This window comes from Streptosporangium oxazolinicum (assembly GCF_039537505.1).
Taxonomy (GTDB): domain Bacteria; phylum Actinomycetota; class Actinomycetes; order Streptosporangiales; family Streptosporangiaceae; genus Streptosporangium; species Streptosporangium oxazolinicum.
Window position 1 is genome coordinate 105,224 of sequence record NZ_BAABAQ010000005.1, and the last position, 24,204, is coordinate 129,427.

The 24,204-nt window shown below is 70.7% G+C and carries 20 protein-coding genes; 16 read left to right on the plus strand and 4 right to left on the minus strand.

Annotated features, from left to right (window positions below; translation table 11 throughout):
• Positions 1–265 precede the first annotated feature (265 nt).
• The 11 genes from ABD817_RS15935 (at position 266) to ABD817_RS15985 (ending at position 14,757) form a co-directional block, all read left to right on the plus strand.
• A complete protein-coding gene (locus ABD817_RS15935) occupies positions 266–1,660 on the plus strand; it encodes a cytochrome P450 (protein WP_344918688.1) in 1,395 nt (464 codons plus the stop codon).
• The gene (locus ABD817_RS15940; RefSeq protein WP_344918689.1) at positions 1,657–2,631 is read left to right on the plus strand and encodes a terpene synthase family protein; all 975 of its coding nucleotides are present in this window, start codon (positions 1,657–1,659) and stop codon (positions 2,629–2,631) included. The genes ABD817_RS15935 and ABD817_RS15940 overlap by 4 nt, the downstream gene beginning before the upstream one ends.
• Positions 2,628–4,313, plus strand: coding sequence for a prenyltransferase/squalene oxidase repeat-containing protein (locus tag ABD817_RS15945; protein WP_344918690.1), 1,686 nt, complete (start codon positions 2,628–2,630; stop codon positions 4,311–4,313). Before ABD817_RS15940 ends, ABD817_RS15945 begins: the two co-directional genes overlap by 4 nt.
• Positions 4,314–4,526: 213 nt before the next feature.
• Entirely contained in the window at positions 4,527–7,217 is a 2,691-nt protein-coding gene (locus ABD817_RS15950) for a sensor histidine kinase (RefSeq protein ID WP_344918691.1), read from the plus strand.
• A 99-nt stretch (positions 7,218–7,316) separates the two neighbouring features.
• Positions 7,317–7,748 carry a roadblock/LC7 domain-containing protein gene (locus ABD817_RS15955; protein WP_344918692.1) on the plus strand — a complete coding sequence of 144 codons (432 nt, stop codon included), beginning with the start codon at positions 7,317–7,319 and terminating at the stop codon, positions 7,746–7,748.
• Positions 7,745–8,131 carry a DUF742 domain-containing protein gene (locus tag ABD817_RS15960; protein WP_344918693.1) on the plus strand — a complete coding sequence of 129 codons (387 nt, stop codon included), beginning with the start codon at positions 7,745–7,747 and terminating at the stop codon, positions 8,129–8,131. The genes ABD817_RS15955 and ABD817_RS15960 overlap by 4 nt, the downstream gene beginning before the upstream one ends.
• Positions 8,112–8,753, plus strand: coding sequence for a GTP-binding protein (locus ABD817_RS15965; protein ID WP_344918694.1), 642 nt, complete (start codon positions 8,112–8,114; stop codon positions 8,751–8,753). Before ABD817_RS15960 ends, ABD817_RS15965 begins: the two co-directional genes overlap by 20 nt.
• Positions 8,754–9,048: 295 nt before the next feature.
• Positions 9,049–11,049: a CehA/McbA family metallohydrolase gene (locus ABD817_RS15970; protein ID WP_344918695.1), complete on the plus strand. Its 2,001-nt coding sequence runs from the start codon at positions 9,049–9,051 to the stop codon at positions 11,047–11,049.
• Between the two features lie 39 nt (positions 11,050–11,088).
• On the plus strand, positions 11,089–11,874 hold the full coding sequence (locus tag ABD817_RS15975) for a polyphosphate kinase 2 family protein (RefSeq protein WP_344918696.1): 786 nt from the start codon (positions 11,089–11,091) through the stop codon (positions 11,872–11,874).
• 185 nt (positions 11,875–12,059) lie between these two features.
• The gene (locus tag ABD817_RS15980; protein ID WP_344918697.1) at positions 12,060–13,511 is read left to right on the plus strand and encodes a bifunctional phosphatase PAP2/diacylglycerol kinase family protein; all 1,452 of its coding nucleotides are present in this window, start codon (positions 12,060–12,062) and stop codon (positions 13,509–13,511) included.
• A 283-nt stretch (positions 13,512–13,794) separates the two neighbouring features.
• On the plus strand, positions 13,795–14,757 hold the full coding sequence (locus ABD817_RS15985) for a hypothetical protein (protein ID WP_344918699.1): 963 nt from the start codon (positions 13,795–13,797) through the stop codon (positions 14,755–14,757).
• Positions 14,758–15,026: 269 nt separating this feature from the next.
• On the opposite strand, the gene ABD817_RS15990 is transcribed toward ABD817_RS15985, so the two are convergent.
• Both ABD817_RS15990 and ABD817_RS15995 read right to left on the minus strand, forming a co-directional pair.
• Positions 15,027–15,317 carry a TFIIB-type zinc ribbon-containing protein gene (locus ABD817_RS15990; RefSeq protein WP_344918700.1) on the minus strand — a complete coding sequence of 97 codons (291 nt, stop codon included), beginning with the start codon at positions 15,315–15,317 and terminating at the stop codon, positions 15,027–15,029.
• A gap of 45 nt (positions 15,318–15,362) precedes the next feature.
• Positions 15,363–16,331, minus strand: a complete 969-nt coding sequence (locus ABD817_RS15995) for an aminoglycoside phosphotransferase family protein (RefSeq protein ID WP_344918701.1) — start codon at positions 16,329–16,331, stop codon at positions 15,363–15,365.
• A 57-nt stretch (positions 16,332–16,388) separates the two neighbouring features.
• On the opposite strand from ABD817_RS15995, the gene ABD817_RS16000 reads away from it, so the two are divergent.
• From ABD817_RS16000 to ABD817_RS16020, 5 genes are all read left to right on the plus strand, one after another.
• On the plus strand, positions 16,389–17,288 hold the full coding sequence (locus ABD817_RS16000; protein ID WP_344918702.1) for a TIGR03619 family F420-dependent LLM class oxidoreductase: 900 nt from the start codon (positions 16,389–16,391) through the stop codon (positions 17,286–17,288).
• 186 nt (positions 17,289–17,474) lie between these two features.
• Entirely contained in the window at positions 17,475–18,257 is a 783-nt protein-coding gene (locus ABD817_RS16005; protein ID WP_344918703.1) for an HAD-IIA family hydrolase, read from the plus strand.
• 165 nt (positions 18,258–18,422) lie between these two features.
• On the plus strand, positions 18,423–19,199 hold the full coding sequence (locus ABD817_RS16010; protein ID WP_344918704.1) for a phosphate/phosphite/phosphonate ABC transporter substrate-binding protein: 777 nt from the start codon (positions 18,423–18,425) through the stop codon (positions 19,197–19,199).
• 981 nt (positions 19,200–20,180) lie between these two features.
• Positions 20,181–21,329 carry an oxalate decarboxylase family bicupin gene (locus ABD817_RS16015; RefSeq protein WP_344918705.1) on the plus strand — a complete coding sequence of 383 codons (1,149 nt, stop codon included), beginning with the start codon at positions 20,181–20,183 and terminating at the stop codon, positions 21,327–21,329.
• 180 nt (positions 21,330–21,509) lie between these two features.
• Positions 21,510–22,925, plus strand: a complete 1,416-nt coding sequence (locus ABD817_RS16020) for a glycosyltransferase family 39 protein (RefSeq protein ID WP_344918706.1) — start codon at positions 21,510–21,512, stop codon at positions 22,923–22,925.
• A 43-nt stretch (positions 22,926–22,968) separates the two neighbouring features.
• On the opposite strand, the gene ABD817_RS16025 is transcribed toward ABD817_RS16020, so the two are convergent.
• Positions 22,969–23,412 (minus strand): NUDIX hydrolase, encoded by a 444-nt coding sequence (locus ABD817_RS16025; RefSeq protein WP_344918707.1) that lies wholly within the window; start codon positions 23,410–23,412, stop codon positions 22,969–22,971.
• 150 nt (positions 23,413–23,562) lie between these two features.
• On the minus strand, positions 23,563–23,985 hold the full coding sequence (arfB, locus tag ABD817_RS16030) for an alternative ribosome rescue aminoacyl-tRNA hydrolase ArfB (RefSeq protein ID WP_344918708.1): 423 nt from the start codon (positions 23,983–23,985) through the stop codon (positions 23,563–23,565).
• Positions 23,986–24,204: the final 219 nt, after the last annotated feature.

A 24,204-nucleotide genomic window follows, 5' to 3' on the forward strand; every position in this document is an offset into this window, starting at 1 on the left:
TTCGTGCGAAGATTAACTAATGTTGTGATGTGATGCGCTTTAGCGTGTAAAACACAGAATGAGACAGGCGAGGAGGCCCGGAGCGTCCCAGAGGGATTGTCGGCCGATCGGTCCTGATCTGTTGGTTGACCAGTCCTGATCCATGCCCCGGGTGGGAGCGGGGCAGGTGGGATGTCCCGGTTTCGAACACCGCCGCGCTTACCCGCGCGGGCGGTTGTCTCGTGCTGCGCGAATTCACGTCACACGAAGTGGGAGACGTTTGCCTATGTCTATGGACGTGCACGCCCGTCCCGGCCGCCGGGTGAGATCCATTCCGCTGCACCGAGCCCTGCCGAAGCTTCTCCGCGAACCGGCGGGCGCGCTCGCCGGGTTCGCGCGGGAGGCGCGGGGAGAGGTCCTCCGACTGGAACTGGGGCCTTTTCGGCCCTACCTGATCACCCATCCCGACCACGTCCAGAAGGTAATGCGTCTCGAGTGGACGAAGCACCAGCGCCTGGGGATGTTCTGGCGTCCCCTGGAGCGGCTCTTCGGGCACAGCATCATGAGCGACGGCGAACACTGGCAGAACAGCAGGAAGGTCCTGCAGCCCCTCTTCACCGCGCGGTACGTCGCCACGATCGCCGAGGAGGTCTCCAGGCGCGTCGCCGGGCGCGTCGAGGAGTGGGACGAGTACGTGCGGTCGGGGCGGGACTTCGACGCGGCCACGGAGATGTCCAGGATCCTCAGCTACATCGTCAACCGGGTGCTGTTCGGGGACAAGCTGAGCCGGGAGGACGGGGAACGCATTATCCCCGCTTTCGAACAGGCGTCCTATTCGCTGGTCTACCGAATTCTCATGCCGTTCATGCCGTATTTCATGCGGATACCCGGCGACCGGACCTTTCTGAAGGCCGTCCAGTCGATCGACGACGTGGTGTTCCCCATCGTGAGAAAGGCGATGGCCGAACCCGACGACAACCTCGACATCATCTCCGTGCTCTGCCGGTCCGTCGACGAGAACGGTGAGAAGCTCACCGAGAAGCAGATCCGCGACGCGCTCGTCAGCGTGTACGCCGCGTCGTCGGAGACCACCGCGATGGTCCTCACCTGGCTGTGGCTGCTGCTCGAGCAGCACCCGGACGTGGCGGCCAGGCTCCAGGCGGAGATCGACGAGGTGGTCGGCGACGGGCCGGCCGTGCCCGAGGACATCCCCCGCCTCGTCTACACGCGCATGGTCCTCCAGGAGACCCTCCGCCTGTACCCGGCGGGCTGGTTCCTCCCCCGCAGGGTCGTGGAGGACGCGGAGATCGGCGGCGTACGGATCAAGGCCGGTTCTTCGGTGCTGGTCACCCCGTACGCCACGCAGCGGCTGGGGGAGTTCTGGGAGCGCCCGGACGAGTTCGACCCGGAGCGGTTCGCGCCCGGGAAGGCCGAGAACGAGGGGCGCAGGCACAGATACTCCTACTTCCCCTTCGGTGGCGGCCCGCACAGGTGCCTGGGCGAGCCCCTCTTCTACGTCGAGGCGCCGCTCGTGGTCGCGAGCATCCTCAGCCGGTTCCGGATGTCGGTGCGCACCCCGGGACCGTTCGACACGGGCTGGGCCGCCTCGCTGCGTCCCCGGAAGAAGGTCGCGCTGGGGGTGTCCTTCAACGGACGTGACCGGAGCGAGGCCCTGCGATGACGCTCCAGCCCGATCCCGGCCTCCGGTCCGGTTCGGACGCCCGGTCCGATTCCGCTGTCCAGCCCGATCCGGATGTCCCGCTTGATTCCGGCGTCCGGTCCGATCCCGGTGTCCGGTCGGACGCCAGGGAGGCCGGGGCGATCTGCGCCCGCGCCGGGCGGTCCCAGCGGGACATGCGCGAGTGGGCGGAGACCTATCCCGGCCTGTTCTCCGCCAAGCCGTTCGACGCGGCCCTGTACAGCACGCTCTCGCTGGCCATGGCGTTCGGCGGCCCCTGGTTCGGCGCCGAGCAGTTGCGGATGGCGAACAAGGTCTCCCTCTGGGCGTTCGGCCTGGACTGGCTCGTCGACTACGTCGCCACCTCGCTGCCCGAGGTGGAGGACATCGCCCGGCGCTGCCTGGACGTGGCCGGTGGGGCCCCGCCGGTCCCCGGTGACGACCTCACCCGCATGCTCGGCGACATCCGCGACGAGCTCGCGGCCTCGCCCGCGTTCCCCGAGCTCGGGCCGGTCTGGCGCGACGAGCTGGAGCGCATGCTGGACGGGATGCTCGCGGAGTGGCGCTGGAAGACCGACAAGGTCACGCCGACCTACGAGGAGTATCTCGGCAACGCCGACAACCTCGGTTTCTCCTACGTGTTCGCCGCCCACTGGATCCACGTGACGGGCCCCGGCGCGGTCGCGGACGTCGGCGCGCTGCGCGAGGCCGGCTGGGCCGTGCAGCGGGTCATCCGCCTCCTCAACGACCTGGGCACCTACGAGCGGGACGTCGCCTGGGGGGATCTCAACGTCCTGCTGCTCGGGGTGGACCGCGCGGAGGTGGAGCGGCGGATCGCCGGGCTCGCGGCCCGCAGCCGGGAGCTGGTCGCCCCGCTGCGGGCCGCCCACCCGGAGCTGGCGGGCTACATGGAACGGCAGATGGACTTCTGTGCTGGTTTCTACCAGTTCGGTGACTACTGGGGGACGTTGTGAGCGTCGACCGCCTGTTCACCCTCACGGAACCCGGCATGGAGACCTACATGGAGACCGGCATGGAGACCGGCGTCGGCGTCCGTACCGAGAGGCGTGCGGAGATCGGCGCCGGGGCCGACGTGGCCGCCGAGGCGCGCGAACTGGTCGCCGGGCTGCTGGCCGAGCCCTGGGGCCGGGTGTCCGCCTCCCCGTACGAGACCGGCCGGGTGGTGAGCCTGGCGCCGTGGCTGACCGGGCACGCCGAGCGGGTCGAGTTCCTGCTCGCCACCCAGCGGCCGGACGGTGGCTGGGGGGCGGCCGGCGACCACGCCCTCGTCCCCACCCTGAGCGCGGTCGAGGCGCTCCTCGCCGAGCTCGGGCGCGGCACCTCCTTCGGCCGCGCCCTCCTCGCCGAGGCCGCCGACCGCGGGCTGAAGGCGATCGGGAACTGGTCCTTCCAGGCCACCTGGCCGCCGGACACGCCCGCGATCGAGCTCATCGTGGCGTCCCTGCTCGCCCTGATCGACGGTCACCTCGACGGGGAGGGGCCGAAACCGCCCCCGGGCATGGGCGGTGCCAAGCTGGCGGCCGTCAGGGCGTGGCTGGTGTCGGGCGCGCCGATCCCGCAGAAACTGGTCCACGCCCTTGAGGTCGCGGGCCCGGAGGCGACGGCCGCCTCCGGGATCCTCCCCACCCCGATGCCCGGCGGGATGGCGGCCGTCGGGGCCTCACCCGGGGCGAGCGCCGCCTGGCTCGCCGCGCCGCCCGATTCCGCACCCGCACCCGGGGCCGGGGACCGCGCCGCGCGGAGGGCCGGGGACGAGGCGGCCGTACGGCGGTACCTGGAGGCCGTCGTGGCCACCTCCGGCGGGCCGGTGCCGTGCGCCCTCCCCATCGCCGTGTTCGAGCGCGGCTGGACGCTGAGCTGGCTGCGGCGCGCGGGAATCGCGGTGGACGTGCCGCCGGAGCTGGTCGCGAGCCTGCGGGACGACCTCGGCCCCGACGGGGTCGCCACGGGTCCCGGCCTGCCCGCCGACGCCGACACCACCTCCGTCGCCCTGTACGCGCTGGCGCTGCTCGGCGAGCCGCGCGAGCCGGAGGGGCTGTGGCCGTTCGAGCTGGAGACCCACTTCTGCACCTGGCGCGGGGAGGAGGGGATGTCCCCGACGACCAACGCGCACGTGCTCGACGCCTTCGGTGAGTACCTGCGCCGGTGCGGGGGAGAGCCCCGCCACGCGGCCGTCGTCGCGAAGCTGGCGGCGTGGCTGCGTGACCGCCAGGAGGTGGACGGCAGCTGGACGGACCGCTGGCACGTCTCGCCGTACTACGCCACGGCCTGCTGCGCGATCGCGCTGCGCGAGTTCGGCGGCGGGGAGTCGGCGGGCGCGGTGGGCGGCGCGGTGGACTGGGTGCTCGGCACCCAGCGCGAAGACGGGTCGTGGGGCCGCTGGGAGAGCACCGCCGAGGAGACCGCCTACGCGCTGCAGACCCTGCTGCTGACCGGCGCGGCGCGGGACGGGCGGTGGCGGGAGGCCGTGGAGCGCGGATACCGCCACCTGCTGGCCGCCCGCGACGGCCGGGCACCGTCGCTCTGGGTCGACAAGGACCTGTACCTGCCGGTGGCGATCGTGAGGGCGGCCGTGCTGGGCGCGCTCCACCTGGCGCGGCGCGCGCTCGCCATTCCCGAGGATGACTCGTATTGAGAATTGACCGTGAATTCAAAACAGGACACCAGGGCGCATCTACTCTATCCGCCTTGAGGGTTTTTAGTGACATTGCTAAGGTTCGGCGGGTGTGATGTGGGATGTCCTGCTGATCCCAGCGACGTGGTGACCGTTTGACCTGCTTTGACCAGTATGTGTCAACCGCCACGAAAAATGCCGTCTATTTTCTTTCTGCTTCCCGGGGTGGATACCATGCGCTTGCGTAACGCGAGCTTGCGGACCAAGGTCACGGCACTTCTGGTGTCGCTCGCCGCGCTCTGGGCGTTCACAGCATGGGTAACGGTCCGTGACGGTCTGAACATGCTGGGCGTGGCGACCCTCAACACCGAGGTGGCCGACCCGAGTGAGCGGCTCATCGTCGAGCTGCAGGCCGAGCGGCGGCTGACCGCGATCACCCTGGGGTCGATCGGCGGGGAACGCCAGCGGCGCGAGGCGATGGCCACCCAGCGGAAGCGCACCGACGCCGCCAACGCGAACTTCCGGCAACTCACCAGTGGCGGCAGCGTGGAGCTGCTGGGAAGTCCCGCCCTGGAGCGCCGCATCGGCGAGACCCGCCGGTTGATGGACAGCCTGCCCGCCGCGCGCAAGGCGATCGACGTCGGCCGGGTCAACCGGTCCTGGGCGGCCACGGCGTTCACCGACATCGTCGACTCGATCTTCCGCGTCTACGACTCGCTGGCGACGCTGGACGACGAGGAACTCGCCAAGGACACCCGCACGCTCATCGCGATGAACCGGGCCAGGGACATGCTGTCCCAGGAGGACGCCCTGGTGATGGGCGCCCTGACGGCGGGAAGGTTCGCCGACGGGGAACAGGTCAGGTTCACGCAGATTGTCGGCACGCGGCGCTTCCTCACCGACCAGGCGGTGGCCGAGCTGCCCGCCGCCGACCAGGAGGCCCACCGGCGGCTGGTCGCCGGCGAGCAGTTCACCCGGCTGCGCGTCATGGAGGACCAGCTGATCGAGGACCCGAACGTGGTGTCGGCCGGGGTTGTCGACACCACGCGGTGGAGCTCCGACGCCCAGCCCGCGCAGACCAGGTTCACCGAGGCCGTGCTCACGGCCGGCAGCGGAGTGGTCGAGCGGTCGGGCCCGGTCGCCGTCGGCGTCATCGTGCGGCTCGCGCTGGCCGGCGGCCTGGGCCTCGTGGCCGTCATCGCCTCGGTCGTCCTGGCCATCACCACGGCCCGCGCCCTGGTCCAGCAGCTGGAGAAGCTGCGCGCCGCCGCCTGGGAACTCGCCAACGAGCGGCTGCCCGCCGTGGTCGAGCGGATCGGCCACGGCCAGGTGGTGGACGTCGCGGCGGAGGCTCCTCCCCTCAAGTTCGGAGACGACCAGATCGGGCAGGTCGGCCAGGCGTTCAACGCCGTGCAGCGGACCGCCATCAAGGTCGCCGTGGAGCAGGCCCAGCTGCGCCGCGACATCGCCGACATCCTGCGCAACCTCGCCCGTCGTACCCAGTCGCTCGTGCACCGCCAGCTGAGCGTGCTCGACGTCATGGAGCGGCGCGAGAACGACCCGCAGGAGCTGCGCGACCTGTTCCGGCTCGACCACCTGGCGACCCGCATGCGACGCTACGCGGAGAACCTCCTCGTACTCTCCGGCGCGTCGCCGGGCCGCGCCTGGCGCGACGCGGTCCCGATGATCGACGTGGTCCGCGGCTCCCTCGCCGAGATCGAGGACTACACCCGGGTCGACGTGATGCCCCTGGGAGAGGTCTCGCTGGACGGCAGGGCCGTGAGCGACGTCATCCACCTGATCGCCGAGCTCGTCGAGAACGCCGCCTCCTTCTCCCCGCCCTACACGACGGTGCAGGTCGGCGGATACCTCGTGGCCCACGGCTACGCGCTGGAGATCGAGGACCGCGGCCTGGGCATGAGCCCCGCGGACATCGCGGAGGCCAACGAGCGGATCGCCAACCCCCCGGAGCTCAAGCTCTCCGGCAACGCCCGCCTGGGCCTGTACGTCGTCAGCCGCCTGGCCGAACGGCACGACATCCGGGTGACCTTCAAATCCTCCCCGTACGGTGGCACGGCCGTCGTCGTCCTCATCCCGCAGGAACTCATCAGCGAAGAGGAGCAGGGGACCTCCGTCGGCGTCGGCGTGCCGCAGCAGGCGCGCCCGGCGAGCACCACCGAGATGAACGGCACCACCTCCGCGGTCGCCGCGGTCCGCGGCCGGGTGGGTGACCCGCTGGGTATCACCGGGGGCCCCGTCCGGGCCACCGAGGCGGAGGGAGAGATCATCAGCGAGCACGTTCCCGGCGCCAGGCCCGAGGCATGGGAGCCCGAGCAGCCCGCCAACGGCCGGTCGCGTCCCTCGGGACCCTCCTCCGGCGGCTTCGCCGACCCCGGGCGTCTCCTCACCCCGCCGCCCGGCCGTTCCACGGACCCGGGCCTCACCGGCGGTCGCGCCGACCAGGCGCCCTCCGGACGGCACTCGGCGGGTTCCACGCCCGCGGAGGACTACACCGACCCGACGTTCCCCGGCCGCTTCGCCGATCCCTCGGCGCTCAGGCAGATGCCCGAGACCGGGACGCCCGGCCGCCTGCCCGACTTCACGAACCCCGGGTCTCCCGTCTCGCAGGGCGCTCCCGGCGGCGGGGCGTCGCTGCCGCCCGTGCTGCCCCCGCCCGACAGCAGTCACACGCCGGGCGGCCTCCCGAGGCGCGTCCCCCAGACCCACCTCGCCGCCCCCTTGCAGGAGGACGAGCCGGAGGTCCCGTCGACCCCGGCCGACGGCGACGCCGACGAGCGCTCGCCGGAGATGATCCGCGCGGCCATGTCGTCCTTCCAGGCGGGTACGCGCCGGGGCCGCGACGACGCCGCCTACCTGCTCGATCGCGACGGCGATCCCGCGGACGAGGGCGGGACCACGGTGTGACCCCAGTGGATGATCTCAGGTCGAGGGTGCCGGGCAGGTGCCGATGAGCCGCCAGGGACCGGCGACGGAACGTCGGCAGGCAGAAGGAGAGGACAACGAGTGGTGCAGGGAACAGGATCTTTCACGGACCTGGCCTGGTTGCTGGACGACCTGGTCGCGCGGGTGGAGGAAGCTCAGCACGGGATCGTGTTCTCCACCGACGGCCTCCTGCTGGCCGCGTCGGCGGGGTTCTCCCCGGCCGACGCCGAGCACCTGGCCGCCGTCGGATCGGCGATCCAGAGTCTGGGCAGGGGAGTCAGCGACCGGGTCGGTGGCGGGCCGATGCGCCAGACCATCATCGAGATGCGGACGGCGTACCTGATCGTCACCGCGGCGGGGCAGGGAGCCTGCCTGGCGGTGTTCTGCAGTGCCGAGGCCGACGTCGGCCTGGTGGCGTACGAGATGGCCATGCTCGTCACCCGGGTGGGTCAGTACCTCACCTCTCCCACCAGGACGGCCGACTCCTCCTTCAGGGGCGACGGCACACGATGAGCATCTTCGACGAGCAGCCAGAGACCCAGTGGGTCGGCGACGAGGCGGGGCCGATCGTCAGGCCGTACGTCCTGACGCGAGGCAGGACCGAACCGAGCCGCGGCAGGTTCGACCTCATCACCCTGGTGGTGACCATCCGGCAGGTCTCGTCGAGGGAACCGGGTCTGGACCCGGAATGCCTGGCCATCGTCAGGCTCTGCCAGCAGGCCCAGTCGGTCGCGGAGATCGCGGCCCATACGAACCTTCCGGCAGGCACGGTCCGTGTCCTGCTCAGCGACCTGCTCGACCAGGGATTCATCGCCATGCAAGAACCGCATTCGGAGACGGACATGCACGACGAGAGGCTGTACAGGGCGGTGCTCGATGGACTCCGTGCGCTCTAGCCGCGACGCCGGGCGCATGAAGCTGCCCAAGGCGATCAAGATTCTCGTCGCCGGCGGGTTCGGCGCGGGCAAGACCACACTGGTCGGCGCGGTCTCGGAGATAGAGCCGCTGCGCACCGAGGAGACCCTGAGCGACCGGGGTATCGGTGTCGACGACCTGTCGGGCGTGGAGACCAAGCAGACCACCACGGTCGCGATGGACTTCGGCCGCATCACCATCGGCGACGACTACCGCCTCTACCTGTTCGGCACGCCCGGCCAGGAGCGCTTCTGGTTCCTCTGGGACGAGCTCGCCCTGGGCGCGCTGGGCGCGGTGGTCCTCGCCGACACCCGCAGGCTCGCCGACTGCTTCCCCTCGCTCGACTACTTCGAGCGGCGCGAGACGCCCTTCATCGTCGCGGTCAACTGCTTCGACGGGGCCCGTCGCTACGAGCTCGACGAGGTCAGGCTCGGGCTGACCCTGCACCAGGACATCCCGATCGTGCTGTGTGACGCCAGGCAGCGGGATTCGGGGAAGAAGGTGCTCATCGCCCTCGTCGAGCACGCGATGCGGATGCGGCTGGGCACGACGTCCTCGACGGCGGACGCCGAACCGTCCTCCGAGCGGACCGCGACCCGCTGACACGCCGGTCTCCCCCGGAGCGAGGCCGGAGCGAGGTGCGACTCGCTGACGCGCCGGTCTCCGGGGACGGACCGCGACCCGCTGACGCGACGGCCGCTCCCGGGGATGGCCTCTCCCGGAGGCGGCCGCTCCCGGGAAGGATGCTCACCGTCCCGGGAGCGTTTTTGTCCCTCCGATAGGGACGAATCCCTCACCACTGGACTTCTACCCGCGACGGTCTGTGCCCGGCGTGCCACGATAGCCGCGATCATCTGGCGTTCCACGTGCGGGGAGACCTATGTGTGACGATCCGACCATGCCGCTCAGCGTCGCCCGAGCGCTCGGGGAATACCGGGCGCTGCTCGACAAGCACGGCGTCACCTGGGGTGAGGATCCCATCTTCTACGTCAAGTCCATGGCCACCGACGCCTACCTGATGGGCACGACGAGCTTCTGGGAGGTCTGTTACGGAATGCTCGGCGCCCGCTACCCCGGGGCGCCGTTCGAGGAGCTCAGGAACCGGCTCGACGAGCTGGACATGGACGAGGTCGTCCGCGGCGTCCTCGCGGGCAGGGTGCTCGACAACCTCGCCGCGCTCCGCCTCACCGAGGAGGGCGCCGAGGTGCGGGCGCGGGCACAGGTCGTGCTGGACGGCAGGCCCCTGCGCACGACGCTGCTGGTCGACTCCACCAGACCCGGGCCCGCCACCGTGCTGGTGGACGGGCGGGCGCACGTGGTCGGTCCCGGCGGCGCCCGGCTCATCAAGATCACGAGCCGGAGCGAGGTGGTCGCCGACGGCGTACCGGTCGACCTGTCGCCCCTGACCCGCACCGCCCCCTCGGCCCGCCTGCGGGTGCGCGCGGGAATGCCGTGCAAGTGGAGCGTGTACGGCGAGCACGGCCAGGGCTGGTACCCCGAAGGCGCCCCCGACCGGCACGACTACCACGTGACGCCCTACTTCCACGGCGACGACCTGGTCCTGGACGTCCCGGCCGAGACGTTGACCGTGCGGGTGTCCAGGGGCATGGAGTACGGCTCCGCCCAGGTCACGGTCACCCCGGAGCCGGGCGGGGAGACCCTCGTCGAGCTGACCCCCGAACGGCTCTACGACGCGGCCGCCCTCGGCTGGTACGGCGGCGACATGCACGTCCACCTCAACTGGGCGGGCGACATGGTCGGCACGCCAGAACTCGCGGGGATCATGCAGCACGGCGAGGACCTGCACGTCCTCAACCTGGTCGCCGGGAACGTCTCCTCCGAGCGGGTCTACGACTCCGAGGCGCTCGAACACTGGGCCGGGCGGGACCTGCCCTGGTCCGACGCCTCCCACGTGGCCAGGATCGGCGTCGAGTACCGCAACGACCTGCTCGGTCACCTCTACGCCTTCGGCGTCTCGGCCCCGCCCTCGCGGTTCCACACCGGCTTCCTCGGCACCGCCGACTGGCCGCCCAACAGCGTCGCCTGCGAGGAGCTCCGCGGCCTGGGGGCCGTCACCGGCTACAGCCACCCCTTCCACAATCCGTTCGCCGACACCGACGCTCCGGACAAGGCGCTGCAGTGGGGGCGCAACTGCTCCTCCCGGGAGATCGTCGCCGACGCGGCACTCGGCCTCGTCGACACCCTGGACGTGCTCAGCCAGACCTCGATCACCGCGACCGCCGCCGTCTACCGGCGCCTGATCGGGGCGGGCAACCGCGTCGCGGTCACCGCGGGCACCGACGCGATGGTCTCCTTCGCCCGGCGGGGAAACCAGTCCAACCCGCCCGGCTGGGCGCGCGTCTACGCCAGGGTGGACGGGCCGCTGACCGCCGCGTCGTTCGCCGAGGCGGTCAGGCGGGGCCGTACCTTCGGCACCACGGGACCCTGGCTGGAGCTGTCGGTCGCCGGTCACGGCCCCGGCGCCACCCTGGACCTGTCACCGGGCGAGCGGATCACGATCACCGTCAGGTCGGTCGGCCCGGAGGTGGAGCGGCTGGAGATCCGCACCGCCGACGGCGTGCTGGCCGAGGGGCCGCCCGGTGAGCTGACCGCCGAGCTGACCGTCGGCGACCCCACCTACGTCGTCGCCGTCGCCACCGGCGGCCCGCACGAGCGGTCCTTCACCGGCGAGGTGTACGCCCACACCAGCCCGGTCTACCTCGACGTGGGCGGCCGTCACGTGGCCAGGGCCGAGGACGTCGGCTGGTGCCTGGAGTGGCTGGACACCCTGGAGACGCTGCTGCGTGAGGAGGGCACCTTCGAGACCGCCGGGCAGCTCGACGACCACCTTGTCCTGATCGGCCGGGCCAGGGAGATCTACCGGGGCCGCCTGGCCTGACGGCACTGCGGCGGGTACGGACATGCGAGGCTTGTCGGCATGAACCGCCTGTCTGAGGTCGACCTTTCGCAGAAGCTCTCCAAGAAGGACGCCTCCGAGCGCCTCGACGCCGCGCTGGACCGCCTGCTCCGCCTGCGGCTCACCCTCGGCGGCCAGGTCGGTGAGCAGCGCATCGGCCCGCCGCTGTGCGTGGTCTTCGAGGGCTGGGACGCCTCGGGCAAGGGAGGGGCCATCAAGCGGCTGGTGCGCCCGCTGGACCCGCGCCACGTCCGCGTCTCCCAGTTCGCGGCGCCGACGTACGACGAGAAGCGCCACCACTTCCTGTGGCGGTTCTGGCCGGTCCTGCCCGGCTGGGGCGGGATGGCGGTGCTCGACCGCTCCTGGTACGGCCGGGTGCTGGTGGAGCGGGTCGAGGGCTTCGCCACCGAGGAGCAGTGGTCCCGCGCGTACGGGGAGATCGTGGAGTTCGAGCGGACCCTCGCCGCCGAGGGCATGATCATGGTCAAGTTCTGGATGCACGTCTCCGAGGAGGAGCAGCTCAGGCGCTTCCAGGATCGGGCCGGTGACCCGCTCCGGGCCTGGAAGCTCACCGACGAGGACTGGCGCAACCGCGAGAAGCGCCCGCAGTACGAGGCCGCGGTGGAGGAGATGCTCGCCCGTACCGACCACGAGAAGGCGCCGTGGTACGTGGTCCCCGGCGACGACAAGCGCCTGGCCCGCGTCACGGTCGCGGAGACGGTCTGCGCCGCGATCGAGGCCGAACTCGCCGCGAGGGGCCACCGGCCGGTGGCCCCCTTCCCGGCGGGCGGCGCCGCGGACGAGTAGCGGGGCGCGGCGGGCGTCGTCGGCGCCGTTCCGGTGAGAACTATGGGAGCGGCGGAAACGCCCCGGGCGCGGGGGTACGCGGCAGAATCGAATGGCTGTCCGCGCGTTCGTCGTGGCGGTTGGCCGTTGTGGTTCGTCATTGCTTTTTGTCATTGCTTTTTCGTCATCGCAGGAGGGTGCGGCGCATGCGGTTGGGCTCGCGGCTGAGCAGGCTGGACCGGCGGGTGTTCGCCATGGTGGCGGGCGCGAGGTTGCCCGGTCTCGAACGTGTCGTCCCCGCGCTGTCGCGCGCGGCCGACAACTCGCTCCTGTGGGCCGGGGTGGCCGGGGCGCTGGCGGTCAGCGGGCGGCGGCCCCTGCGCCGGGCCGCGACCAGGGGACTGCTCGCGGTCAGCCTCGCCAGCCCGCTGGTCAACCTGGTCGGCAAGCAGGCCTTCCGCAGGAACAGGCCGTCGGCCGAGGGGCTCCCGCTCGCCCGGCTGATCAAGATGCCCGCGTCGGCGTCGTTCCCCTCGGGACACTCCGCCTCGGCCGGAGCCTTCGCCGCGGCCGTGGCCCTGGAGGCGCCCCGCACGGTCGCGGTCCCCGTCGCGCTCCTCGCGGCGGCCGTCTGCTTCTCCCGCGTCTACACCGGCGTGCACTATCCCGGCGACGTGCTCGCCGGAGCCGGGATCGGGGTGGCGGCGGGGCTGATCACCCGTCGCATCTGGCCCGACGCCGGTGAGGCGGGGCAGGCGCGCGCCGCCCTCACGGCACCGTCCGCGCGGCTCGACCCGGAGGGCGAGGGGGCGATCGCCGTGGTCGACGGCTCCGCCGACGCCGTCACGGGAACGGCCGAGGCGCTGCGCGCGGCCTTCCCCCGGGCCGAGGTCGTCGAGGTGGCACCGGGCGACGACCTCGGAACCGCCGTGCGCGACGCCGCCTCACGGGCCAAGGTGCTCGCGGTGGCCGGGGGAGACACCGTGGTCAACCTGGCGGCCCAGGAGACGGCGGGCGGGGCGACCCCGCTGCTGGTCGTTCCCGCGAGCACGCACGGCCAGTTCGCCCGCGCGCTCGGGGTGGAGACCCCGGACGAGGCCGTGACGGCCTACCACAGCGGCGACCTCGTGGCCGTCGACGTCGGTGAGGTCGCGGGCCGGACGTTCGTCAACACCGCCAGCGTGGGCGTCTACCCGGCGCTGGTGGAGCGCAGGGAGCGGCGGCAGAGCCGGATCGGCAAGTGGCCCGCGCTGTTCTGGGCGATGGCCGAGGTGCTCGGCCCGGGGGGCGCGCAACCCGTCGATCTCGTCGTGGACGGTGTGCCCCGGCGCGTCTGGATGGTGTTCGTGGGCAACTGCCTTTACGAGGCGCGCGGCGGAGCCCCCGCCAGGCGGCAGCGTCTGGAGGACGGCCTGCTGGACATCCGGGTGCTCGGCGCCGCCGACCGGCTGCCCCGGCTGCGGGTGTTCCTCAGCCTGCTGGCGGGACGGGTGAAGCTGTCACGCCACTACCAGCAGTGGCAGGCCGACACGCTGCGCGTCTCCGCGCCCTCGGGACGGCTGCCGCTGGCACGCGACGGTGAGACGTTCACGGTCACGGGCGAGGTGGAGTTCACCAAGCGCCCGCGGTCGCTCCTCGTGATCCGACCGGCCGGCTGACCTTCCGGGTGACGTCCCGGCCGCGTCCGCCGTCGGCCGTGGTCTGTCGTTTCGATGTCCCGGCCGTGTTCGCCGTCGCTCCCGGTCTGTCGCTCCCGGTCTGTCGCTCCCGGTCTGTCGCTCCCGGTCTGTCGCTCCCGGTCTGTCGCTCCCGGTCTGTCGGTCCCGGGATCGATCGCGTCACCCGGCGGTTGCGCGCGGGCCGGGAGGGGGCGCTGTCAGAGATTGCCGATTCTCCGGCACTGTTTGACGCCCAGTGATCGATCCGGCGATAGTTGTGCAGGTGACTTCCCCCCGTTTGCTCGCCTGTGCCATGGTCACCCTGGTGGCCCTGACCGCCTGCACCTCGTCCCCGGGTGAGCCCGTGGTCGGCCCGGCCACCGCGGGTGGCACGGTGGGGACGGGACAGAGGTCCGGCGGCCCGGTCTCCTCACCCGCCGCCGCGACGCTGACGCCCGACGAATACCGGGCCGAGCTGGAGGAGGCGCGCGGCCCGGTGCGCGCCGAGGTGAAGAAGCTGGCCGCGACCGGCGGGCTGAAGACCCTCGGCAAGCAGTTGCAGAAGACCTCCGGCGCGGTGGAGGGCGCGGTGACCCGGCTGTCCGCCCTGGCTCCTCCCGCCGAGGTGAAGGCCCAGCACGACAGCTACGTCGAGGCCCTGGGCCGGCTGCGGACCTCCTTCGACACCGCCCTTCAGGACGCCGAGGAGCAGCGGGTGTGCACCGGCCCGGCCGTGCTGACCGGCATGGCCCAGGCGGACCAGCTGTCCGACGTGGAAGACGTCGCCAAGACGCTGAGCGGGTATCCGGCGAGCGTCATCCCGGTCAAGGCGGTGAAGGAGCGCGACCGCCGGCTGTCCAACGGCAGCTTCATCGCCTCCGAGGGGCGTCCGGGCCGCGCCTACCTCGAACTGCGCAACGGCACCAAGCAGGACGCCGTCGTCGTCCTGGTGCGCGGCAAGAAGAAGGCCATCACCGTGTACGTCCGAAGGAAGTCCAACTTCAAGATCCGGGGCGTGCGGGACGGCAGCTACAAGATCTACTACACCCTCGGCGAGGACTGGGACGCGAAGGCACGCACCTTCACCCGGTCGTGCACCTTCGAGCAGTTCGGCAAGACCGTGCGGTTCAAGACCACCCACACCGCGACCCAGATCCGCTGGACCGACTGGACGATCACCCTGCACGCGGTGAGCGGGGGCACCGTGAAGCCCAAGAAGGTCAAGCCGGGCGACTTCCCCACCTGACGCGCTCCTCGCCGGTGGCCGGGCGGAGGGGCGTCCTTCCCGTCGGGGCGACGCTCCTCCCGCGAGGCCGCGAGGCCGCGAGGCCGCGAGGCCGCGAGGCCACGAGACCGCGGGGTCGCGGGGTTGCGAGACCGCAGGGTCGCCAGGCCGCGGGGGCGCCGCGAGCCGGGGGCGCCGGGAACGCGAAGACCGCGACCTCGTGACGAGGCCGCGGTCTCGGTGTCGCCTCGGTCGATCAGGTCGAGACGTAGGTCGAGATCAGGTCGAGATCAGGTCGAGAAGAGCATCCCGACCCAGCTGCGCTGGCGGTGGTGACCGTAGTGGCCGTGGTGCTGTGCACCCCAGGCGGGAGCGCCGTAACCGGGAGCGCCGTGCACGGGCGGCGGCGGGGGAGGCGGCGGAGCTGCGTGGGACTGCTGCGACCACTGGCTCTCCATGCGGGTCAGCGTCTCGAGCTCGCCGTAGTCCAGGAAGATTCCGCGACAGCTCTCGCACTGGTCGATGTGGACGCCGTTGCGCTCATAGGTGCGCATGGCGCCCCGACACTTGGGGCACTGCATCTGGCTGGTCTCCTTGTTCTGGCGTGGTAACCGAGTAACCACAACCTACTGCGTGGGCACACTATGGCAGGCGCTTCGATGCCGGACAATCCTCAGGCAGGACTCGACCAGCATCTCCTCCACCTCGTCCAGCGCACGCCCCGCCCGTTCCGCGGCGGCCACCGCGGCCGCCGCGAGCTGCACGGTCATCGCCTGCGCCGGAATCTCCAGCCGTCCCCACGGGTCGCCGTCCGGCGGGACGGCGACCCCGCCCTCGGCGCGGTAGGCCCCGAGGAAGCGGTTCCACACCTCGGGCTCCAGCAGTCCGGCCGCGAACCAGGCGGCGGGCCTGGACAGATCCCAGGCCTGGTCGCCGAGGCCCAGGTCGTCGACGTCGATGAGGATCCACCTGTCCGGCGCGCGGACCATCTGGCCCATGTGCCAGTCGCCGTGGGTCAGGCCGGGAGCAGCCGTACCGGAAAAGTCACCGGGAGCCGTACCGGGGGAGCCATCGGGAGCCACGACGGCGGAGTTCGTACCGGCGGGTGAGGAGGGGGAGGGCAGGCAGGTGAAGGCCCGGCGCACCGTCAGCGCGGCGGCGGAGCGGTCGCCCAGGCGGGCGACGGTCGAGGCCACCCGCGCCGGTCCTCCCGCGGCCCGCAGCGGGGGCAGCGCCCGCGCCGGTACGGCGTGCAGCCACGCCAGCAGCCGGGCGGCGGCCTCCCAGGGCGCCGCGTCCGGATCCGCGTGGTCCACCGGCGTCCCGGCCGGCCAGACGGTGACCAGCCGGTCCCCGGCGGTCATGACCTCCTCGGTCACCGGTTCGAGCATGATCCCGCGCAGCGCCGGGTGCGCGGTGGCCCGCATCCGCTCCACCAGCGGTTCCCGTTCCGCGCCCGGCGCGTGCGCCTTGACCACCACGGAACCGGCCCGCACGATGATCACGTCCGGCCTGGTCGGCAGGACCGTGCCGGGCACACCGCCGTACCGGGCGCCGATCCGGCGCAGTTCGTCGATCAGGTCCTCGCTGTCCATCCGGCAAGTGAACCACCGGTCGGCGCTCCCGCCCACCGGCGGAATAAAGTGCGAGGTATGAGGATTGGTTTCGCGGTGCCGATGTCGGGGTCCTGGGCGACGCCGGGCAACATGGCGCGGGTCGCCCGAGGCGCCGAGGATCTCGGCTACCACGAGCTGTGGACCTTCCAGCGCCTGCTCTACCCGCAGGGCCATCCCATGGGCCCGGCCTACCGCGACGTGCACGACCCGGTGGTCACGCTCGCCTACCTGGCGGGCCTGACGAGCCGCGTCCGGCTGGGGGTGGCGGTGCTCAACCTGCCGTTCGCCTCGCCCGCGCTGATGGCCAAGCAGCTGGCGAGCCTGCAGTCGGTCTCCGGCGGGCGGCTGGACGCGGGGTTCGGGCTGGGGTGGCTGCCCGAGGAGTTCGTCGCCTCCGGGGTGCCGATCGAGCGGCGCGGGCGGCGCGCGGAGGAGTACGTCCCGCTGCTGCGGCGCCTGTGGACGGAGGAGACCGTGGAGCACAAGGGCGAGTTCTACGAGCTGCCCCCCGCGCACCAGGGCCCCCGGCCGCCCGTCGCGCCGCCGATCCTGCTGGGCGGTTCCGCCGACGTGGCGCTGAGGCGCGCGGGGCGGCTGGCGGACGGCTGGATCAGTTCGAGCCGCGAGGACCTCGGCCGCATCGGCGAGAGGATCTCCATCGTCAAGGAGGCGGCCCGTGCCGCCGGGCGCGACCCCGAGGCGCTGCGCTTCGTCACCCGAGGCGTCACCCGGGTCCGCCCGTCGGGAGCGCCCGGCCGCGAGCCGCTGACCGGCTCGTTCGAGGAGATCAGGCGGGACGTCGACGAGCTCGCGGCCAAGGGGGTCACCGAGGTCTTCCACGACCTCAACTTCGACCCGGAGATCGGGTCGCCCGACGCCGACCCCGGCGAGTCGATGTGCAGGGCGGAGGTCGCGCTGGAGGCACTCGCGCCCTGACCTGGGCCCCCGGCCACGGCCCCGGCGTGCGGGAACCGGTCAATGAAGGGCCGCGCGGTGGCCGGAGGCCCGCGTGGACGACCGTTCATCTCCGCGATGTTCTGATGTACGGATCTGATGACGCGTGTCCGGCCCGGCCCTGTCATCCTTGTTCCGGTACGTACCCGGCCCAAACAGGGGAGAACGGTGGACGAGCGCAAGCCGATCGAGTGCTGGCTGTCGGACATGGACGGGGTTCTCGTCCACGAGGGACATCCGGTGCCCGGTGCCGACGAGTTCATCCGACGCCTGCGCGAGTCGGGCAAGCGCTTCCTCGTGCTGACCAACAACTCGATATACACCCCGCGCGACCTGGCCGTACGGTTGCGCGCGGCCGGTCTGGAGATCCCGCCGGAGTCGATCTGGACCTCCGCGCTGGCCACGGCCAGATTCCTGGACGGCCAGCGCCCCGGCGGCTCGGCGTACGTGGTGGGGGAGGCGGGGCTGACCACCGCGCTGCACGAGATCGGCTACGTCCTGACCGACATCGCCCCCGACTACGTGGTCCTCGGCGAGACCCGCACGTACAGCTTCACCCAGATCACCCGGGCGATCCGGCTCATCGAGGGCGGTGCCCGGTTCATCGCCACCAACCCCGACCCGGTCGGGCCGTCGAACGAGGGGTCGCTGCCCGCCTGCGGCGCGGTCGCCGCGATGATCACCAAGGCGACCGGGGTGGAGCCCTACTTCGTGGGCAAGCCCAACCCGATGATGATGCGCAGCGCGCTGCGGGCCATCGACGGCCACAGCGAGAGCACCGCCATGATCGGCGATCGGATGGACACCGACATCGTCTCCGGCATGGAGGCCGGGCTGCACACGATCCTGGTGCTCAGCGGGGTCGTCAGCAGGGACCAGGTCGATCGCTACCCGTTCCGCCCGTCCATGGTGGTCGACTCGGTGGCCGACCTGATCGAGCTGATCGACTAGGCCGCCTCTGTTCTCCACATGTCGAACCGGCGGCGCGGTGAGGAAGATTCAAACGCTCGGCACATCCGGGCGCTCTAACCGGACTTCGCCTGTTATGAGTTTTTGTGCGTTCTTCTTTGATTCCTGTTGCCGCGCTTTGGTGATCTTCCGCCTACGTTGGGGACCATGGCCGAGAAAAATGTCACCTTTGTGCTGGACAAGAACCTTGGGCTTCCGACGGACCAGGAACCCCTGAAGGGCATTCTCACCGCTGCGGGCGTCACGGCGGAGGCCACGACCGACCTTGTCGCCATCGACGAGCGGCTCGCCGGTGACGGTCCCGACATCGCCTACGTACCCGGGGCGGACTTCTGCAGGCTCATGCTTCAGGGAAACCAAGCCTATCTCGGCCTGGTGATCGCGACATCGAAGTTCACGGGCGAACCGGGCCAGCGCACGCTGCTCGTCGTCCGCAGGGACGATCCTGCAAGCGGTATCGGTGATCTCGCCGGTGCGGAGTACGGATACATGAACGAGTCCTGCTCGTCGAGTTACTTCCCACCCGCCATTCTCCTGAACAAAATGGGCGAGAGGCTGGACGAGTTCTTCACGATGAAGGAGGTAGCGGGCTGGCAGGAACGGGTTGACGCCGTCGTGTCCAGGGAAATCCGGGCGACAATGATCCTCCAGGACGTCTGGAAGATGACACCGCGCAACCCTGAGAACGCCAAGGTGATCGGTGAGTACGCGCCGAGCCCGCCGGCGATCCTGGTCGTCAGAAAGGAGCTCGACGGCAGGGTCGTCAGTGCGCTTCGGGAGCACCTCCTGCTGTGGAGGCCGGACTGGAGGAATATCTACGGCGCGTTCCGCCCGTACTGCTTCGCGGACGTGCAGACCTTCTACCATGACCTCGGCGAGCTTCCCGCCGACATCCGATCCCCTCGGTCCTTCGACCACCGGTGAACCTTCCCCGTGATCGTCGATCACGCCGCACGGCCCCCGGGTCGTCCTCGCCCGGCTCCGGCCTCTGCCGGAGCCCACGGATCCGGCCGGCCGCGTGGTCACCGCTGGTGCGCCGCCCATTCGTTGTCATCATACGGTGTGGGTGACGACGTTTCTCGTTTGTCCGCCATATCCGTATCGATGCTATTTAAGGCTAACAACAAGACAAATCCACTTTCTGTGGATTAATTATTGTTTTCGATGCAGCGCTGTTGGCTTGCTCCTTTCTTTGTCGTGGAACCGTTTTGCGACTCTGTCCATGTGGGTATTCCTGGCCTCGTATGCCTATTCCGGTGATTCAAGTAGAAGAATCTCACCCATATGACGAGTCAGGAAGCCCAGTGGTCGTTCGAAGCAACCGTGGATTCGAGCAGGCGGACAGGTGGGCGCGCACCGCCGTGGATGACCCCCGCCGGGCGCCTCGACGATGTGGTCCCGGATCTTCGCGAGGCCCGCCACCACCGTGAGACCCGGGGAGACAGGGATTCCCGGGTCGCCCATGCCGGGACCGGCCTTCGTGGCGGCGATCGCGCACGTGGTTTCCCGGAACGCCGACGTCGGTCGCACCGCGGGCGCGACACCCGGCCGGACGGCGGCGTGGGTCTTCGTACCTGGCTGTCCACCGCCGCCCCCCGCTGTTCCGTCATGCGAACGAGGGTCCTTGCGATGCACGACGACAGGTCCGACGCGGATCGTCCCCCGTACGAGATGGTGATTCCCGTTTCCCTGCCCAGGATACGGATCAGATTTTTCGCCTTCGCCGTTCTGGCCGTCGGCTCCGCGTTCTCCGGCGCGTCCATCTGGCTTCCCCTGGCGTTGACGCTCACATGTGTCGCGATTCTCCTCGCCGTGGCGGCTACGGGGGGAAGGCGATTGGTCCACTCCCTTTTCCTGATGCCGTCGAAGCAGTGATCGAAAAATGATTCGAAAGGATGACCTCATATGACCAGATCCACGCGGTCGGAAATTCCACAGCCGCAGCGCGACGGCAAGGGTGGCACCGACACCGGCCCGCGGAACATCGACCTGGACCTGCAGAACCCCGACATGCTCACTCCACCGGAAACCGACCACGGCACCATCCCGAACATGAAGTTCTCCTTCGCCATGACCCACACCCGGATGGAGGAGGGCGGCTGGACCCGTGAGATCACCCAGCGCGAGCTACCGATCGCCACCACGCTCGCCGGTGTCGACATGAAACTCAACCCTGGCGCCTACCGCGAGCTGCACTGGCACAAGGAGGCCGAGTGGGGCTATGTGCTGGAGGGAGGCTGCCGGATCGGCGCCGTCGACCAGGAGGGCCGCAACTTCCTCGAAGACGTGGAGAAGGGCGACCTGTGGTTCTTCCCCAAAGGCGTGCCGCACTACATCCAGGCGCTGGAGGAGGGGGTGGAGTTCCTGCTGGTCTTCGACGACGGCGGGTTCTCGGAGAACTCCACCTTCATGATCAGCGACTTCTTCGCCCACACCCCGAAAAGCGTGCTGGCCAAGAACTTCGGCTGGACGCCGGAGCAGATGGCGAACATGCCGGAGAAGGAGAAGTACATCTTCCAAGGTCAGGTTCCTCCTCCCCTGGACTCCGACCGGGTCGTCAGCCCCACGGGTGACGTGCCTCGTACGTTCAAGCACAGGATGCTCGCGCAGCAGCCGCAGCGTTTTTCCGGCGGGTCCGTCCGGGTCGTCGACTCCACGAACTTCAAGGCGGCCACCACGATCGCCGCCGCGCTGGTGGAGGTCGATCCGGGCGGCCTGCGCGAGTTGCACTGGCACCCCACCGATGACGAGTGGCAGTACTACATCTCCGGTTTCGGCCGGATGGGGGTGTTCGCGAGTTCGGGGTTGGCTCGTACGTTCGACTTCCGGGCGGGTGACGTCGGCTACGTGCCCTTCGCCTACGGGCACTACGTCGAAAACCTCGGTGACGAGCCGCTGATCTTCCTGGAGATGTTCCGCAATCCCCGGTTCGAGGACATCTCGGCCACCCAGTGGATGGCCAACCTCCCACCCCAGGTCAGCGCCGACACCCTGAACATGCCTCGATCGATGATCGAGGCGCTGCCGCAGGACAAGCGCCCCGTCGTCGCCTGAACCAGAGCCCCGGCGAAGCATGCTCGGCGGGGTTACCCCGGGGCGGTCGTCGGAGAAGGTCAGGTGGTCCGCGCCGAAGACGGGGAGCGCGCACTGGAGCGGCGGGATCGTGGTGGAGCCGCACAGGGGGATCCGGGCCGTCGCGTCGGTCGCGTCAATGGTGTGAAATAGCGCGATGTGATGGGTGTCGTAGAAAAGAACAGGGCCCGGTCCCGCCTGCCGGAGGCGATCCCGGCGGTGGCGGCGGTGCTGATCGGGCTCTGGGGCATCACCACGCCCTCGTTCTGGCGCGACGAGTCGGTCAGCACGCTGGCCGCCGCGATGCCCATCGCCGACCTGTGGTACCTGCTCGACAGCATCGACCGGGTGCACGCGCTCTACTATCTCCTGCTCCGGCCGGTCGCCGCGTTCTCGACCGGTGAGCTGGCCATGCGCCTGCCCTCGGTCGTCGCCACGGCCGCCGCCGCGTACGGCATCGCGGTCCTGGGCAGGAAGCTCGCCGCCCCGGGGGTGGGTCTTCTCGCCGCGTCACTCTACGTCGTGCTGCCGATGGTGAGCCGGTACGCCCAGGAGGTGCGCAGCTACGCGATCGTGACGGCGGTGGCCGTCCTGGCCACCTGGGTGCTGGTCGAGGCGACGAGGCGATCGAGCCTCCGGTGGTATCTGGCCTACGGGGCCTGCCTGGTGCTGCTCGGCTGGTTCCACGTCTACGCCCTGCTCCTGGTCGCCGCGCACGTGGTGACGGTGCTGTGGTGGTACCGCGCGTCGTCGTCCCGGCCCGATGTCGCGCGGTTCGCCGGGGCGCTGGCCGTGGCCGTGGCCGGGATCGCCCCGCTCGCGCTCCTGGCGGCCGGTCAGCGCGAGACCCAGCTGTCGTGGCTGAAGCCGCCGAATCTCGGCGACCTGCCCTGGCTCGGGGAGCAGGTCGCGGGCAACGTGTGGCCGGCGCTGCTCCTGGTCGCCCTCATGGTCGTCGGGGCGTTCTCCGGGGGGCGGCTGACGGCGGTCGCGCTGCCCTGGGCGCTGCTGCCGTTCGTGTCCATGGCGATCTCTCTGGTCCATCCGGTCTACAACCCGAGATACGTGCTCTTCGCCGTCCCCGCCATGACGCTGCTCGCGGGGGCGGGCCTGAACGCCCTGCGGCCCCGGGCGCTGGGCTGGATCGGGCTGGTCCTCGTCGCGGCGCTGACCGTCCCGACGCACCTGACGATCCGCGAGCCGGACGCGCGGCCCGACAACCTGCGTGACATGGCGGCCACGCTGCTGGCCAGGCAGCGCCCCGGCGACGCCGTGCTCTACGTGGAGGAACGCAGGCGCCTGTTCGTCGCCGTGTACGAGGACGCGTACCGGAACCTGCGTGACCTCACCTACGCGCCCGGCCGGCGTACGCCGAGAACCGCCGCGCAGCTCACGGCGGCCCTGGACGGTGTCGAGCGCGTCTGGCTGGTCACCGGCGGCAGGAAGCACAAGAACAGGGCCTTCGTCGAGGACGACGAGCGCTATCTGGCCCTCATGGCCAACCGCGACTTCACCCTGAAGTCCACCGACGACTTCGGCTACTCGTGGTTCGGCCTCTACGTCCGCAAGCGGCGCTGATCCTCCGGGGCTCCCGTGCGCGGGAAGTCAGGAGGTCAGGAGGTCAGGAGATCAGGGCGGGCAGGCGGGTGACGGTGTCGGCGAGGTAGGCGCCGAGCTCCGGGGGGACGAGGTTGATGGCGGAGATCTCGGCCGGGTCGAGCGGGAGCCGCACCACCTCGTACTCGCCACGGGCGGGGTCGTCGAACTCCGGGCCACAGCGCAGCGCGGGATCCATGGAGACCAGGCGGCAGCCGTAGACGTGCTGGGTCTTGACCCCCTCGTCGCGCAGGCACTCCAGGGTGGTCAGCGGGGTGACGCCGGAGACGACGGCACCCAGCTCCTCCATGACCTCGCGGTGCAGGGTGTGCTCCAGGGAGGCGTCCTCGGGCTCGACGTGGCCGCCGGGGATGGACCAGTAGAGCTCCTTGCCGGGGACCGTGCGGCGGAACACCACCAGCCGGTCGTCGTCGAGGAGGACGGCGCGGACGCTCGGGACGTCGGACATGGGGCCATTGTGCCACCGCCCCGGCGACGCGACCGGCATCCGGGGACCGGGGCCCGGGATTTCGGTGTGGCGCGTACGGGCCGCACCCCCGGGGAGTCCCAGGGCCTGTTTTGTGGATCCTCGCCGTAGCGAGGATCCACAAAACAGGCCCTAGTGGTGGTCTCTGCGCAGGCGCTTGAGGTCGGAGCGCTGCTTCTTGGCGGCGATCCGCCGCTCGACCGCGCCCCTGCTCGGCTTGGTCGGGCGGCGCTTCTTGGGCGGCGGGGCGATCGCCTCGCGCAGGATCTGGGCCAGGCGCGTCTCGGCGGCCTCGCGGTTGCGCAGCTGGGAGCGGAACTCCGAGGCGGCGATGGTGATCACCCCGTTCACCAGGCGGGGACCGAGGCGTTCGAGGGCGCGGGCCTTGAGGGCGGGGCCGAGCGTCTCGGTGGCGGCCAGGTCGAAGCTGAGCTCGACCCGGCTGTCGGTGGTGTTGACCCCCTGGCCGCCGGGGCCGGAGGAGCGGGAGAACCGCCAGCCGAGCTCGGCCTCGGGGACCGAGACCGAGCCGCTGATCTGGAGCGGACCGGGCATGGCGGTGACTTCCTTCGCGAGAGGGGGTGTGTTGCCAGGGTATCGAGGAGCCATCGGCGTCAATCAAATGGTTTTATGCCCAGTTTGATGCCTGTTGATGTTTTTGGGGTTGCCGCCGTCTCCGCGAGAGCCGCCTCGGCCTTGTGGGGCGGGGCTTTCTTCCGCCACAGTTGCCCGGGGGACGTGTTGTCAAACACCCGTGAGAACAGGGCATCCGAA

Excerpts from the sequence above, each read along its gene's own strand:
- ABD817_RS16010 (WP_344918704.1), top strand. The coding sequence starts at position 18,423 with ATGGCCGAGAAAAATGTCACCTTTGTGCTGGACAAGAACCTTGGGCTT.
- ABD817_RS15965 (WP_344918694.1), top strand. The coding sequence starts at position 8,112 with ATGGACTCCGTGCGCTCTAGCCGCGACGCCGGGCGCATGAAGCTGCCC.
- ABD817_RS16020 (WP_344918706.1), top strand. The coding sequence starts at position 21,510 with ATGGGTGTCGTAGAAAAGAACAGGGCCCGGTCCCGCCTGCCGGAGGCG.
- ABD817_RS15980 (WP_344918697.1), top strand. The coding sequence starts at position 12,060 with ATGCGGTTGGGCTCGCGGCTGAGCAGGCTGGACCGGCGGGTGTTCGCC.
- ABD817_RS15935 (WP_344918688.1), top strand. The coding sequence starts at position 266 with ATGTCTATGGACGTGCACGCCCGTCCCGGCCGCCGGGTGAGATCCATT.
- ABD817_RS15975 (WP_344918696.1), top strand. The coding sequence starts at position 11,089 with ATGAACCGCCTGTCTGAGGTCGACCTTTCGCAGAAGCTCTCCAAGAAG.
- arfB (WP_344918708.1), bottom strand. The coding sequence starts at position 23,985 with ATGCCCGGTCCGCTCCAGATCAGCGGCTCGGTCTCGGTCCCCGAGGCC.
- ABD817_RS16000 (WP_344918702.1), top strand. The coding sequence starts at position 16,389 with ATGAGGATTGGTTTCGCGGTGCCGATGTCGGGGTCCTGGGCGACGCCG.
- ABD817_RS15940 (WP_344918689.1), top strand. The coding sequence starts at position 1,657 with ATGACGCTCCAGCCCGATCCCGGCCTCCGGTCCGGTTCGGACGCCCGG.
- ABD817_RS15995 (WP_344918701.1), bottom strand. The coding sequence starts at position 16,331 with ATGGACAGCGAGGACCTGATCGACGAACTGCGCCGGATCGGCGCCCGG.
- ABD817_RS15950 (WP_344918691.1), top strand. The coding sequence starts at position 4,527 with ATGCGCTTGCGTAACGCGAGCTTGCGGACCAAGGTCACGGCACTTCTG.
- ABD817_RS16015 (WP_344918705.1), top strand. The coding sequence starts at position 20,181 with ATGACCAGATCCACGCGGTCGGAAATTCCACAGCCGCAGCGCGACGGC.
- ABD817_RS16025 (WP_344918707.1), bottom strand. The coding sequence starts at position 23,412 with ATGTCCGACGTCCCGAGCGTCCGCGCCGTCCTCCTCGACGACGACCGG.
- ABD817_RS15970 (WP_344918695.1), top strand. The coding sequence starts at position 9,049 with ATGCCGCTCAGCGTCGCCCGAGCGCTCGGGGAATACCGGGCGCTGCTC.
- ABD817_RS15990 (WP_344918700.1), bottom strand. The coding sequence starts at position 15,317 with ATGCAGTGCCCCAAGTGTCGGGGCGCCATGCGCACCTATGAGCGCAAC.
- ABD817_RS15960 (WP_344918693.1), top strand. The coding sequence starts at position 7,745 with ATGAGCATCTTCGACGAGCAGCCAGAGACCCAGTGGGTCGGCGACGAG.